This is a genomic window from Streptosporangium sp. NPDC023615, from assembly GCF_040640155.1.
Classification (GTDB): Bacteria; Actinomycetota; Actinomycetes; order Streptosporangiales; family Streptosporangiaceae; genus Streptosporangium.
Genome location: NZ_JBFABE010000035.1, coordinates 30,209 through 43,460 on the forward strand (window position 1 = coordinate 30,209; position 13,252 = coordinate 43,460).

Genomic DNA, 13,252 nt, shown 5'->3' on the forward strand with positions numbered 1-13,252 from the left:
ACGCCTCGCCTCCCGCGAGCCCCGCCGTCGACGCCTCGCCTCCCGCGAGCCCCGCCGTCGACGCCTCGCCTCCCGCGAGCCCCGCCGTCAGCGGCCCGTCTCCCGGGAGCCCCGCCGTCAGCGGCGGCGCAGCGCCGCCTCGGTGACCGCGGGCGGCGCGTACCCGACGTCGGAGGGGCTGATGCTCGTCCCCGGAGGGACCAGCTCGTCGATCGCGTCCAGCACGTCCGCCGGGAGCGTGACCTCGTCGGCGCCGAGCTGGCTGGTGAGCTGCTCCAGCGTGCGCGGCCCGATCACCGCGGAGGTCACGGCCCGGTGGGAGAGCACGAAGCCCAGCGCGAGCTGGATCATCGAGATGCCCGCCTCGTCGGCCAGGGCCACCAGCCCCTCGACGACGTCGAGCTTGCGGGAGCGGATCTCCTCGGCCTTGAAGTCGAAGTGGTCGCCGTCGCGGGAGGCGCGGGAGTCGGCCGGCAGCGGCGCGTCCCGGCGGTACTTGCCGGTCAGCCACCCGCCGTTCAGCGGGCTCCACACCATCACCCCCAGGTTGTAGCGCTCGGCCACCGGCAGCACCGCCGCCTCGGCGTGCCGGGCGAGGATCGAGTACGAGGGCTGCTCGGTGGAGAACCGCTCACGGCCGCGGCGCTCGGCGACCCACTGGGCCTCGACGAGCTCCTCGGCGGGGAAGGACGAGGTGCCGATCGCCCGTACCTTGCCCTGGCGTACCAGATCCGACAGGGCGCCGAGGGTCTCGTCGATGTCGGTGCGCGGGTCGGGGCGGTGGACCTGGTAGAGGTCGATCCAGTCGGTGTCCAGGCGGCGAAGGCTGTCCTCCACGGCCCGCATGATCCAGCGGCGGGAGTTGCCGCGCCGGTTGGGCGAGTCGTCCATGGCGTTGTGGAACTTCGTGGCGAGCACGACCTCGTCCCGGCGGCCCTTGATGGCCTTGCCGAGGATCGTCTCGCTCTCGCCGAACGCGTAGATGTCGGCGGTGTCGATGAAGTTGACGCCCGCGTCGAGCGCGGTGCCGACGATGCGCTCGCACTCGTCGTGGTCGGTGTTCCCCCACGCCCCGAGCATCATCGTGCCGAGACAGAGCGGGCTGACCTGGATGCCGGTACGGCCAAGCGTGCGATGGTTCACGGCCTCGATCCTGCCAGCCGCCGCCCGGCCGCCTCCGGCCGGGTCCGGCGGGAGACGCGACGTCCGCGCAGGTGGGGAACGCGGGAGCCGCCGCCCGGGGTCCCGCCCGGCTCCTCCCGTCCGGGCCCGTTCGCGGTTCTGTGCATTTGTACGTGGACGGCGCGCCCGCTCCGGTGCGGAGATGGGCGCGTGACGGGTACTGAGGCGGAGGCGTCGATGAGCGAGGCGCGGGATCGGACACCGCTCGGCAACAGCCCGGTCTTCGACACCGGGGATCTCGACGAGGCCCGCGAGCGGGTGGCCGCGGTGTTCTGCCCCCACCGGCTGGAGCTCACCGGCGACGCCTCCCGGCTGGCCGCGCGGCTCAACTCGGCCCGGCTGGGCTCGCTGCGGGTCAACTACCTGGACTACGGGGCGGACGTCCGCATCGAGCCGGGGGAGCTGGAGTCCTTCTTCCTGGTGCAGATCCCGCTGGCCGGGCGGAGCCTGATCCGGTGCGGCGGGCAGGAGATCGTGTCGACGCCGCGGACGGCGTCGCTGCCGTCGCCGTCGGAGTACCTGGACATGCGCTGGGCGGCCGGCTGCCCCCAGCTGATCGTGAAGCTCGACCGGCCGGCCGTCGAGGGCGCCCTGGAGCGGATGCTCGGCGAGCGGCTCGACCGGCCGGTCGTGTTCGACCTGGGCGTGGACATGACGGCGGGCTGGGCACGGGCCTGGAGGGCCATGGCCGACCTGGTCGTGAGCGAGGCCGAGCACGGCGACGGGATCGCCGCGCAGCCGCTGGCCGTGGCCCACCTCGAGAACGCCATGATCGCCTCCCTGCTGACCGGGCAGCCGTCCAACTACCGGGACCGGCTGACCGCGCCCCGGCCCGCCGCCGTGCCCAAGGTGGTGCGCCGGGCGATGCGCCACATCGAGGACAACGCCCACCTGCCGCTGACGACCGACGACGTGGCGCGCGCCGTGGCGGTCAGCGGGCGCTCCCTCCAGGAGGGCTTCCGCCGCCACCTCGGCCTGTCCCCGATGGCCTACCTGCGGGACGTGCGCCTGGACCGTGTCCACCGGGAACTGGCGGCCGGTGACCCGGCCGGATGCACGGTGACCGGGGTGGCGGCCCGGTGGGGCTTCCTGCACCAGGGGCGCTTCGCCGCGCTGTACCGCGCGCGCCACGGCCAGGCCCCGTCACAGACGCTGCGCGGCGGCGGTGGCGGTGGCGTCGAGGGCGGCGGTGGCGGCACGAGGATCGGCGGCGCCGCCGCCGCGGAGAAGTCCGCGCCAGACGGACGTAACCCGCGCTGAGCGGATGGCAGGGGCGGTGGCGCCCGGCATACCGTTCTCTCAGGCGCCGTTCGATCGTTCCCCACCATCCCGCTTCTCGCGAAGGACACCTCCATCATGCGCAGAATCCTCATCGTCGGTGCCGGTCAGGCCGGCCTCCACCTCGCCCTCGGCCTGCTGCGGAACGGCTACGACGTCACCGTCGTCTCCAACCGCACCCCCGAGGAGATCCGCGACGGCCGGGTCACCTCCAGCCAGGCCATGTTCGGCACCGCCCTCGGCCACGAGCGCGCCCTCGGCCTGGACCTGTGGGCCGGGGAGTGCCCGTCCATCGACGGCATCCAGTTCGCCATGGCCGGTCCGGACGGCCCGGCCCCGCGCTGGGCGGCCCGGCTCGACACCCCCGCCCGCTCGGTCGACCAGCGGCTGAAGATGCCCGCCTGGATGGCCGAGGTGGAACGCCTCGGCGGCAAGATCGTCATCCAGGACGCGGGCGTGGAGGACCTGGAGGAGTACGCCACCCAGTACGACCTGGTCCTGGTCGCCGCGGGCAAGGGGCCGATCGCCTCGCTCTTCGAGCGGGACGCGCCGCGCTCGCCGTACCGGGCGCCGCAGCGGGCCCTGGCCCTGACCTACGTCAACGGTCTCGCGCCACGGCCCGAGTACTCCGCGGTCTGCTTCAACGTGGTCCCCGGGGTCGGGGAGTACTTCGTCTTCCCCGCGCTCACCGTCACCGGCCCGTGCGAGATCATGGTGTTCGAGGGCGTCCCCGGCGGGCCGATGGACTGCTGGGCGGACGTCCGCACCCCCGCCGAGCACCTGGCCAGGAGCCGGTGGGTGCTGGAGACGTTCCTGCCGTGGGAGGCGGAGCGCTGCGGCGACGTCGAGCTCACCGACGAGGGCGGCACGCTGTCCGGCCGTTTCACCCCGGTCGTGCGCAGGCCCGTGGCCACGCTGCCGTCGGGGGCGGCGGTCCTGGGCGTGGCGGACGTGGTCGTCCTCAACGACCCGATCACCGGACAGGGCGCCAACAACGCCGCCAAGTGCGCGGCCTCCTACCTGGCGAGCATCCTGGAGCACGGCGAGCGCCCGTTCGACGCCGCCTGGATGGCGCGGGCCTTCGAGCTCTACTGGCGGGACGCCAGGCACGCCACCACCTGGACGAACGCGCTCCTGGCGCCCCCGCCGCCGCACGTGGTCGACATCCTGGGCGCCGCCGGGGAACTGCCCGAGGTGGCCTCCCGCTTCGTCAACGGCTTCGACGACCCCTCCGACTTCGCCGACTGGTTCCTGGACCCGGCCGGTACGGCCGGGTACCTGGCGCGGGCGGGGCGGGGGGCGGCGTGATGCGCACGAAGAGAGCGACGAAAGCGACGAAAGCGACGGGAGCCATGAGAGCCGTGGGAGCGACGGGAGCCGTGGGAGCCGTGGGAGCGACGAGGGCCCTGCGCGACGCCCTCGGGCAGTTCGCCACCGGGGTCGCGGTGATCACCGCCACCACCGGCCGGGGTGACCGGCTGGGCGTCACCGTCAACTCCTTCACCTCGGTCTCGCTCGACCCGCCGCTGGTCCTGTGGTGCCTGTCCAGGCGGGCCCCCAGCGCGCCCGCCTTCGCCGAGGCCGGCCGGTTCGCCGTCAACGTGCTGGCCGCCGGGCAGGAACACCTCTCGCGGCGGTTCGCCACGCCGCTGCCCGACAAGTTCTCCGGGGTGGAGACCCGCCTCACCTCCGCCGGGGTGCCGGTGCTGGCGGGCACCCTCGCCCACTTCGCCTGCCGCACGGTCACCACGTACGACGGAGGCGACCACCTGATCTTCATCGGGGAGGTCGAGCACTTCCACGGGGCGCCGGGCGGCGAGCCGCTGGTCTTCCACTCGGGCGCCTACCGGGCCGTCTCCGTACCGGAGCGGGACAGGGACGTACCCGAGCGGGACGGGTGCCGGGAGACGGCGGGGGACAGGAAGCCGGGGACGGCGTGGAAGGCGGCGCCGGCGACGATGGCCGGCGCGGCCATGGCCGGCTAGACCGGCCGGGCGCGGGCGGCGGCGAGGCCGGGGCGGGCCGGGCGGGGGCGCCGGACCGGCGACGGGGCCGGGGCGGCCGGTCGGCGGGCGCCGGACCCGCGGCGGGGTTAGGGCGGGCCAGCCGGGGTAGGACCGCCCCCGTGAGACCGGGGAGGTTCATCTCCCGCTGGCCGGTGCTCCGGCAGCTCAGGGGAGAGGACGGCAGGCGCGACGCCGCGCGTTCGGCGCGCACCGACGCGCTGCGCCCCCGCACCGAGGAGGCCGACACCGTCACCCGGTCGATCTGCCCGTTCTGCGCCGTCGGCTGCGGCCAGCTCGTCTACGCCAAGGACGGCCGCGTCACCCAGATCGAGGGCGACCCCGACTCGCCGATCTCCCGCGGCCGCCTCTGCCCCAAGGGCGCGGCGAGCAAGCAGCTCGTCACCCACCCCGGCCGGCAGACGCACGTCCTCTACCGCAGACCGCACGGCACCGACTGGGAGCGGCTCGACCTCGACACCGCCATGGACATGATCGCCGACCGGGTCGTCGCGACCCGGCGGGCGACCTGGCAGCAGGAGCACGAGGGGAGAACGGTCCGGCGCACCATGGGCATCGCGAGCCTGGGCGGGGCGACGCTGGACAACGAAGAGAACTACCTGATGAAGAAGCTGTACACCGCCCTCGGCGCGATCCAGGTGGAGAACCAGGCCCGTATTTGACACTCCTCCACGATCCCCGGTCTGGGGACCAGCTTCGGGCGTGGCGGCGCCACGGACTTCCAGCAGGATCTGGCCGAGTCCGACTGCATCGTCATCCAGGGCTCCAACATGGCCGAATGCCACCCGGTGGGCTTCCAGTGGGTGGTCGAGGCCAAGGCGCGCGGGGCGAAGGTGTTCCACATCGACCCGCGCTTCACCCGCACCAGCGCGATCGCCGACCGGTACCTGCCGATCCGCGCCGGGAGCGACATCGTGCTGCTCGGAGCGCTGATCAACCACGTCCTCACGCGCGAGCTGGACTTCCGCGAGTACGTGCTGGCCTACACCAACGCCTCGTCGATCATCTCCGAGGACTTCCGCGACACCGAGGACCTCGGCGGGCTGTTCTCCGGTTTCGACGCCGAGACGCGCGCCTACGACCCGTCGAGCTGGTCCTACGAGGGGTCGGGCGAGGAGGCGTCCGGGGGCGGTGAGCACCTGGAGGGCGGGCGGCACCACTCCGAGGCCGCCGGCGGCGAGCAGTACGGCTCGGGCGGCGCCCCGGCCCCGTCCCGGCCGCCGGCCGACCCGACGCTGCGCCACCCCCGGTGCGTCTACCAGATCCTCCGGCGGCACTTCGCCCGCTACACGCCCGAGCTGGTCGAGGAGTCGTGCGGCATCCGCCCGGAGGACTTCGCCGAGCTCGCCGACGCGATCACCGCCAACTCCGGCCGGGAGCGCACCACCGCCTGGGCGTACGCGGTCGGCTGGACCCAGCACACCGTCGGCGCCCAGTACATCCGCGCGGCGTCGATCCTGCAGCTGCTGCTGGGCAACATCGGCCGTCCCGGCGGTGGCATCCTGGCGCTGCGCGGCCACGCCAGCATCCAGGGCTCCACCGACATCCCCACCCTGTTCAACCTGCTGCCCGGCTACCTGCCGATGCCGCACGCCCACCGCCACGAGGGGCTGGACGACTACCTGGCCGGCGTCGGGGCCGACACCGGCTTCTGGGGCAGGAAGCGCGCCTACACCGTCAGCCTGCTCAAGGCGTGGTGGGGCGAGGCCGCCACCGCCGATAACGACTTCTGCTTCGGCCACCTGCCGCGCGTCACCGGGGACCACGGCCACTTCAGCACGGTGATGGCGCAGATCGACGGCACGGTCAAGGGCTACTTCGTGGTGGGGGAGAACCCGGCGGTGGGCTCCTCGGGCGGCCGGGCGCAACGCCTGGGCCTGGCCAACCTCGACTGGCTGGTGGTGCGCGACCTGACGCTGGTGGAGACGGCCACGTTCTGGAAGGACGGCCCGGAGTTGCAGACCGGGGAGATGCGCACCGAGGACATCGCCACCGAGGTGTTCTTCCTGCCCGCCGCCGGCCACGTGGAGAAGGAGGGCACCTTCACCAACACCCAGCGGCTGCTGCAGTGGCGGCACAAGGCCGTCGAGCCGCCGGGCGAGTGCCGCAGCGAGCTGTCGTTCTACTACCACCTCGGCAAGCGGATCAGGCGGCGGATCACCGACGACGAGATCGACCGGCCGCTGCGCGAGCTGACCTGGGACTACCCCGAGGAGGGCGAGCACGCCGAGCCGTCGGCCGACGCCGTGCTGCGCGAGATCAACGGCACCGGCCCCGGCGGCCGGGCCCTGTCGGCCTACACCGAGCTCGAACCCGACGGCTCCACCACGTGCGGCTGCTGGATCTACTGCGGGGTCTACGCCGACGAGGTCAACCAGGCCGCCCGGCGCAAGCCCCGCGGCGAGCAGAACCGGGTGGCCCCCGAGTGGGGCTGGGCCTGGCCGGCCAACCGGCGCATCCTCTACAACCGCGCCTCCGCCGACCCCGAGGGCCGCCCGTGGAGCGAGCGCAAGGCCTACGTGTGGTGGGACGCCGAACGCGGGGAGTGGACCGGCCTGGACGTGCCCGACTTCGAGCGGAACAAGCCGCCCGGCTACCTGCCGCCCGAGGGTGCCCTCGCCGAGGCGGCGCTGGCCGGGACCGACCCGTTCATCATGCAGCCCGACGGCAAGGGCTGGCTGTTCGCCCCCTCGGGCCTGGCCGACGGGCCGCTGCCCGCGCACTACGAGCCGCACGAGTCCCCGGTGCGCAACCCGCTGTACGCCCAGCAGGCCAACCCGGGCCGCCAGACGTACCGGCGGCCAGAAAGCCCCTACAACCCGCCGATGTCCTCGCGTTTCCCGTACGTGCTCACGACCTACCGGCTCACCGAGCACCACACCGCGGGCGGCATGAGCCGGCCGCTGGCCTACCTCGCCGAGCTGCAGCCCGAGCTGTTCTGCGAGGTCTCCCCGGAACTGGCCGCCGAGCTGGGGCTGGTCAACGGCGGCTGGGCGACGATCGTGACGAGCCGCACCGCGATCGAGGCGCGCGTCCTGGTGACCGGGCGGGTGCGCCCGCTGCGGCTGCGGGAAGGGACCGTCCACCAGGTCGGCCTGCCGTACCACTGGGGCTGGGGCAGCGGGGGACTGGTGACCGGCGACACCGTCAACGACCTGATGCCCATCGTGCTCGACCCGAACGTCTACATCCAGGAGAGCAAGGCCATGACCTGTGACCTGCGGCCCGGCAGGCGGCCCACCGGCAGGGCGCTGCTCGACCTGATCGAGGAGTACCGCCGTGGCTGAGCGGATGGGTTTCTTCACCGACACGAGCATCTGCATCGGCTGCAAGGCCTGCGAGGTCGCCTGCAAGGAGTGGAACCAGGTACCCGACGACGGGTTCGTCTTCCGCGCCACCTCCTACGACAACACCGGCAGCCTGGGGGCCGACACCTGGCGGCACGTGGCCTTCATCGAGCAGCCGGGCCGGGCGCGGGACGGCCGGGAACCCGGCGGGCCGGACGGCACAGGATCGGCCGGATCGAACGGTGCCGGATCGAACGGTGCCGGATCGAACGGCGGGTTCGAGGACATCGAGGGCTGGCTGATGTCGTCGGACGTGTGCAAGCACTGCACGCACGCCGCCTGCCTGGACGTCTGCCCCACCGGCGCGCTGTTCCGCACCGAGTTCGACACCGTGGTGGTCCAGGCCGACGTCTGCAACGGCTGCGGCTACTGCGTGCCCGCCTGCCCGTACGGGGTCATCGACCGCAGGGAACGCGACGGCCGGGCCTTCAAGTGCACGATGTGCCACGACCGCCAGGTCGGCGGGCTGGAACCGGCCTGCGCCAAGGCCTGCCCCACCGACTCCATCCAGTTCGGGCCGCTGGACGAGCTGCGCGCCCGCGCCGCCGAGCGCCTGGAGCGTCTGCACGCCGACGGCCGGTCCGAGGCCCGCCTGTACGGGGCCGACCCCGGCGACGGCGTGGGCGGGGACGGGGCGTTCTTCCTGCTGCTGGACGAGCCCGAGGTGTACGGCCTGCCCCCCGACCCGGTGGTCACCACCAGGGACCTTCCCGCCATGTGGGGATGGGCCGCCGGGGCGGCGCTCTCCATGGCCGGGGCCGTCGCGATCTCCTTCCTGGGCCGGTCGCGATGAGGCGGGGCGAGCAGGAGATGGTCCCGCGGGCGGAGTTCCGCTCCTACTACGGGCAGCCGATCATCAAGGCGCCGATCTGGCACGAACCCCACATGCCCGCCTACCTGTACCTGGGGGGAACGTCCGGCGCCGCGTCGATGATCGCCGCCATGGCCGCCCTCACCGGGCGCGACCGGCTGGCGCTGACCGCCAGGGTCGTCGCGGCCGGGGGAGCCGCGGGCGGCGCCGCCTTCCTGGTCGCCGAGCTCGGCAGGCCCGGGAGGTTCCTCAACATGCTGCGCGTCTTCAAACCCACCTCGCCGATGAGCGTCGGTTCCTGGGTGCTGGCCGTCCACAGCGGGCTGACGGCGCTCGCCGCCGGCTCGGCGCTGGTCACGCCGCGCGAGCCGCCCGCGGGCCCGCGGGCCTCGCGGCTCGCCGCGGCGCTGCCCTCCCGGGTGGTGGCGCTGCTGCCCGCCGCCGGTGACGCGGCCGGTCTGGCGGCCGTGCTGACCGGCCCGCTGATGGCGACCTACACCGCCGTGCTCGTGGCCGACACCGCCGTGCCCGCCTGGCACGAGGGCCACCGGGAACTGCCGTTCCTGTTCGCCGGGAGCGCGCTGGCCGGCGCGGGCGCCGCGAGCATGCTGGCCACCCCGCGCCGGGACGCCGGCCCGGCCCGCACCGTCGCCGCGCTGGGCGCCGCCGTCGAGACCGTCGCCGGGGCGGTGATGGAGCACCGCATGGGCATGCTCGGCGAACCGTACCGGCAGGGCGTCTCCGGCCGCCTGATGCGGGCGGCCCGCGTCCTCACGGTGGCCGGGGGCCTGCTCGCCCCGCTCGCCGGACGCGGCCGCACCCTCACCGCGCTCTCGGGCCTGGCCCTCACCGGCGGCGCACTGTGCACCCGCTTCGGCGTGCTGCGGGCCGGCAAGGCCTCGGCCGCCGACCCCAGGTACACGGTGGTGCCCCAGCGGGCACGGCTGGAGGCCGCACGCCAGGAGGCCGCGCGCCGGGAGAACGCGGAGGCCTGAGCGCCCGCGTCCCGTCGTTCAGCGCAGCCGCAGGGCCGCCCCGTCGAACGGGACGAGCTCACCGACCACGGGGGCGCCGGGGACCTCCCCCGCCACGAGCAGGCCGCCCGAGGTCTGGGCGTCGGCGAGCAGCAGCAGGTCCTCCTCACCGGTCCGGCCCGGGGCGAGGTGCGGGCCGACCCACGCCAGGTTGCGCCGGGTGCCGCCGCTGACGTGGCCGTCCCGCACCGCCTGGCGGGCGCCCTCCAGGTACGGCACGGCCGCCACGTCCACCACCGCGGTGACGCCGCTCGCCCTGGCCAGCTTGAACAGGTGTCCCAGGAGGCCGAACCCGGTCACGTCCGTGGCGCACTCCGCGCCGATGGCGAGCGCGGCGCGGGAGGCGTCCCGGTTCAGCGCGGTCATCGCGGCGATCGCCTGCGGGAAGACCTCGCCGGTCGCCTTGTGCCGGGTGTTGAGCACGCCGACCCCCAGCGGCTTGGTCAGCGAGAGGGGCAGGCCCGCCCGGCCGCGGTCGATGCGCAGCAGCCGTCCGGGGTCGGCCAGCCCGGTCACCGCCATGCCGTACTTCGGCTCGGGGTCGTCGACGCTGTGGCCGCCCGCGACGTGGCAGCCCGCCGCCCGCGCCACCTCCAGACCACCGCGGAGCACCTCCCTGGCCAGCTCCATCGGCAGCACCTCCCGCGGCCAGCCGAGCAGGTTGACCGCGACCAGCGGCTCCCCGCCCACCGCGTAGACGTCCGACAGGGCGTTGGCCGCCGCGATCCTCCCCCAGTCGCGGGCGTCGTCCACCACCGGCGTGAAGAAGTCGGCGGTCGCGACGATCGCCCGTCCGCCCTCGACGCGGACCACGGCGGCGTCGTCGCCGTCGTCCAGTCCGACGACCAGCTCGGCATTGAACGGCCGGTAACCGTCAGGCCCGTCAGGCCCGCCCCGCGTCCCCGCTCCGCCCGGCTCCTCCAGCAGGCCCGCGACCACGGCCTCCAGCTCCCCGGGAGGGATCTTGCAGGCGCAGCCGCCGCCGTGCGCGTACCGTGTCAGCCGCACCGCGCCGCCCGCCGTGAGAGGAGGGCGCCGCCCCGCCTCGGTGTCCGTCATGCCACATCACCCCTGACGGGCCCGGGCACACCGCCGTCCGGCATGCCGCCTCGGTGCCCATACCCGCCGGGGAGTATGTTCTCCCCCGGAGGTGTCCGGGTGCCTGGTGGCCCCCGCGGTCTTCAAAACCGACGAGGCCGGGTCTCCCGGCCTGGCGGGTTCGATTCCCGTCCACCTCCGCCACCCGCGTGACGCGTGGTGCCGGGCGCGGGGCACCGTCGGAGCCTCCTCGCGTGGAACACGTCGTCACCTTCTCCGGGCCGAGGCGAACCGGAGGGGGAAGGGAGTCCGGAACGGATCTAAGATCAACCGATGCGCGCATGGTGCGGCGAGGTGGTGGCGGTGGATGTGACGGTAGGCCAGGCCCTCGTGTTCGGCCCTACTCCCGGGCGTCTTCCCTGCCGACGACCCACGGCCACGCCCTATCGGTCCTCGGCCGGGATGTCCAGGGCGGTTCCGTACAGGCGCGACACCCGCAGCCTGATCACCACGCGTCGTTCCCTCACCGTCTGCCCGAGGAACGCCGCCTCCTGCGCCGGGTTCTCGAAACCCGGAGTGAGGGCCAGAAGTTCCCTGCCGACCGCGTCCCCGGGCGTGGTCGTCATCTCCGACACCTCCGCATCACCCTCGGCGACGGCGAACGACCAGACGTCCGGCCCGCTCACATGCAGAGCGAGGCGGGGATCGTCGCGTACCAGACGTGCCTTGAGGCGGTCGTTCGTCGTGGAGATCCGTATGACTCGCTCGCCGGGATCCCAGTCGTAGAGGACGGTGGACAGATGGGGGTGGCCACTGCGTCTCACCGTCGCCAGCACGCCGAACCGCTGCCCGCCGAGCAGGCTCACCAGTTCCCCGTCGGTGAGGACCCGCGGCGCGGGGCCGGAGACCTGGTCGTTCTCGTTCGTGGCGGTTGGCTCGGTCATCCGAATCGATTCCTGTCTGCACTGTGTTTCGTCGGGCCGCCTGTGGTGATCAGGCGGCTTCGGGGTGAACCACCGGCATCGACACGTTCACGATGCCGCCACCCGGAACCGTCGTCGGCGCCGCGGTGGCCGCGCCGGTGGGCGCGGGTCGGTGCGATCGGAAGGTGCCGACGAGGGCGGGTCGTGGGGGAAGTCCCGGTACGCACCGTGACCGTCTCCTGCTCCGGAAGGGAGTAGAAAAGACCGTAGCAGATAGATTCGTTGCAGACTATCCTTTGTGGATCTACTTCACGCGCCTCCGTGATCGCCGGTCAGCCGGTGCCGAACTCGGTCCGGGCGACGTAGCCGGCGAAGTCGAGGGGTGGGCGGCCCAGCACCTCCGGGACCCCGCCGGTCGGCTCCCGGCCGCGCTCCAGGCGGATGTGGCGGAGGACGGCGACCATCTTCTCGGCCGCGGCGTCCGGATGTCCCGCGGCGGCGCAGCGCGGAGGCGACACGGCTGCCGGTCTTGCCGGCCCCGCCCAGGACAAGGACACGTGAAGGATCGTTCGTCATATTCCTGGCTTCCCGATATCAGGAATACCCGCGAGGACCAGGAGATACTTGGTCCTGGGCGAATGAAACCCTGAAGATCAGGACGGCCGGCCCCGAACCTCTCCGAGGCCGCCCGGCCGGACGCGGACGGCGGACGCACTCCCGTGACCGAGCCCCCCCGAACCGGGCTCAGGCGTCCCGGGCGGGTCCGCCGGCGGCGACGTGGACGGACAACAGCCGCAGCGCGTCGGCCGAGGCGCCGTCGGCGGGCGTGTAGACCTCCAGCCGGTGGTCGGGGCTGTCGGGCTGGAGCCACACCTGGTAGTCGACGTCGAGCGCCCCGACCGTCGGGTGCCGCAGGCGCATGGTGCCCACGGTGCAGTCCGCGACGTCACCCGTGGCCCACAGCGTGGCGAAGTCACCGCTGCGCATGGCGAGTTCGCCGATCAGCTCGGCCAGGCGGGCGTCGGCGGGGTACCTGCCCGCGGTGAACCGCAGGTAGGCGGCATGGACGCCGGCGAGCTCGTCCCAGTTCCGGTGCAGGTCGCGGGTGAGGGGGTCGAGGAAGAACATCCGGGGGACGGACGGCCGCCGCGCGAGATCCTGGGGCGCGTCGAAGCCGACGTGTTCCGCCACGAGGGCGTGCCCGGTGCGGTTCCAGGCCAGCACGTCGCCGCGGCGGCCGAGCACGACGGCCGGCACGGTCTCCCTCAGGGACGACAGGAGCGCCAGCACCCGTGGGTGCGGTCTTTCCGGACGGGGGCGGGCCAGGCGTGACGCGGAGGGCCTGCGGGCGAGGTTGTGCAGGTGGGCCGTCTCGGCCGGGTCGAGCCGGAGCACGCCGGCCAGCGCGCCGAGGACCTGCCGGGAGGCCGTACCCGCCTGGTCCTGTTCCAGCCGCGTGTAGTAGCCGGCGCTCACGCCGGCGAGCTGCGCGAGCTCCTCACGCCGCAGGCCGGGTACGCGGCGGGCGGTGCCGTAGGCGCGTAGTCCGGCGTCGGCGGGCGTGACCCGGTCACGGCGGCTCTTGAGGTACGTCCCAAGGCTCTCCAACTCCATG

11 protein-coding genes and 1 tRNA gene are annotated in these 13,252 nt (G+C 73.8%); 7 read left to right on the forward strand and 5 right to left on the reverse strand.

The features are described from left to right. Nucleotides 1–117: 117 nt before the first annotated feature. Entirely contained in the window at nt 118–1,143 is a 1,026-nt protein-coding gene (locus AB0G16_RS23265; RefSeq protein WP_362808492.1) for an aldo/keto reductase, read from the reverse strand. A gap of 189 nt (nt 1,144–1,332) precedes the next feature. On the opposite strand from AB0G16_RS23265, the gene AB0G16_RS23270 reads away from it, so the two are divergent. From AB0G16_RS23270 to nrfD, 6 genes are all read left to right on the forward strand, one after another. Beyond that, a complete protein-coding gene (locus AB0G16_RS23270) occupies nt 1,333–2,442 on the forward strand; it encodes an AraC family transcriptional regulator (RefSeq protein ID WP_362808494.1) in 1,110 nt (369 codons plus the stop codon). 96 nt (nt 2,443–2,538) lie between these two features. Beyond that, complete coding sequence (locus AB0G16_RS23275) at nt 2,539–3,768, forward strand: styrene monooxygenase/indole monooxygenase family protein (RefSeq protein WP_362808497.1); 1,230 nt, start codon at nt 2,539–2,541, stop codon at nt 3,766–3,768. A gap of 44 nt (nt 3,769–3,812) precedes the next feature. Continuing rightward, complete coding sequence (locus AB0G16_RS23280; RefSeq protein ID WP_362808500.1) at nt 3,813–4,445, forward strand: flavin reductase family protein; 633 nt, start codon at nt 3,813–3,815, stop codon at nt 4,443–4,445. Nucleotides 4,446–4,585: 140 nt separating this feature from the next. Further along, nucleotides 4,586–7,771: a formate dehydrogenase gene (gene fdh / locus AB0G16_RS23285; RefSeq protein WP_362808503.1), complete on the forward strand. Its 3,186-nt coding sequence runs from the start codon at nt 4,586–4,588 to the stop codon at nt 7,769–7,771. Between the two features lie 4 nt (nt 7,772–7,775). Next, on the forward strand, nt 7,776–8,624 hold the full coding sequence (locus AB0G16_RS23290; protein WP_362808603.1) for a 4Fe-4S dicluster domain-containing protein: 849 nt from the start codon (nt 7,776–7,778) through the stop codon (nt 8,622–8,624). 17 nt (nt 8,625–8,641) lie between these two features. Beyond that, nucleotides 8,642–9,637: an NrfD/PsrC family molybdoenzyme membrane anchor subunit gene (gene nrfD / locus AB0G16_RS23295; protein ID WP_362808506.1), complete on the forward strand. Its 996-nt coding sequence runs from the start codon at nt 8,642–8,644 to the stop codon at nt 9,635–9,637. An 18-nt stretch (nt 9,638–9,655) separates the two neighbouring features. Here the strand turns inward: nrfD and selD are convergent, their stop codons facing one another. Continuing rightward, nucleotides 9,656–10,735: a selenide, water dikinase SelD gene (gene selD, locus AB0G16_RS23300; protein WP_362808509.1), complete on the reverse strand. Its 1,080-nt coding sequence runs from the start codon at nt 10,733–10,735 to the stop codon at nt 9,656–9,658. 87 nt (nt 10,736–10,822) lie between these two features. Here selD and AB0G16_RS23305 point away from each other — a divergent pair. After that, nucleotides 10,823–10,918, forward strand: a tRNA-Sec gene (locus AB0G16_RS23305). Nucleotides 10,919–11,157: 239 nt separating this feature from the next. Here the strand turns inward: AB0G16_RS23305 and AB0G16_RS23310 are convergent. The 3 genes from AB0G16_RS23310 to AB0G16_RS23320 form a co-directional block, all read right to left on the reverse strand. Continuing rightward, nucleotides 11,158–11,658: a TIGR03618 family F420-dependent PPOX class oxidoreductase gene (locus AB0G16_RS23310; protein WP_362808512.1), complete on the reverse strand. Its 501-nt coding sequence runs from the start codon at nt 11,656–11,658 to the stop codon at nt 11,158–11,160. Nucleotides 11,659–11,969: 311 nt separating this feature from the next. After that, the gene (locus tag AB0G16_RS23315; protein ID WP_362808515.1) at nt 11,970–12,155 is read right to left on the reverse strand and encodes a hypothetical protein; all 186 of its coding nucleotides are present in this window, start codon (nt 12,153–12,155) and stop codon (nt 11,970–11,972) included. Nucleotides 12,156–12,381: 226 nt separating this feature from the next. Further along, on the reverse strand, nt 12,382–13,251 hold the full coding sequence (locus tag AB0G16_RS23320; protein ID WP_362808518.1) for a helix-turn-helix transcriptional regulator: 870 nt from the start codon (nt 13,249–13,251) through the stop codon (nt 12,382–12,384). Nucleotide 13,252 lies beyond the last annotated feature (1 nt).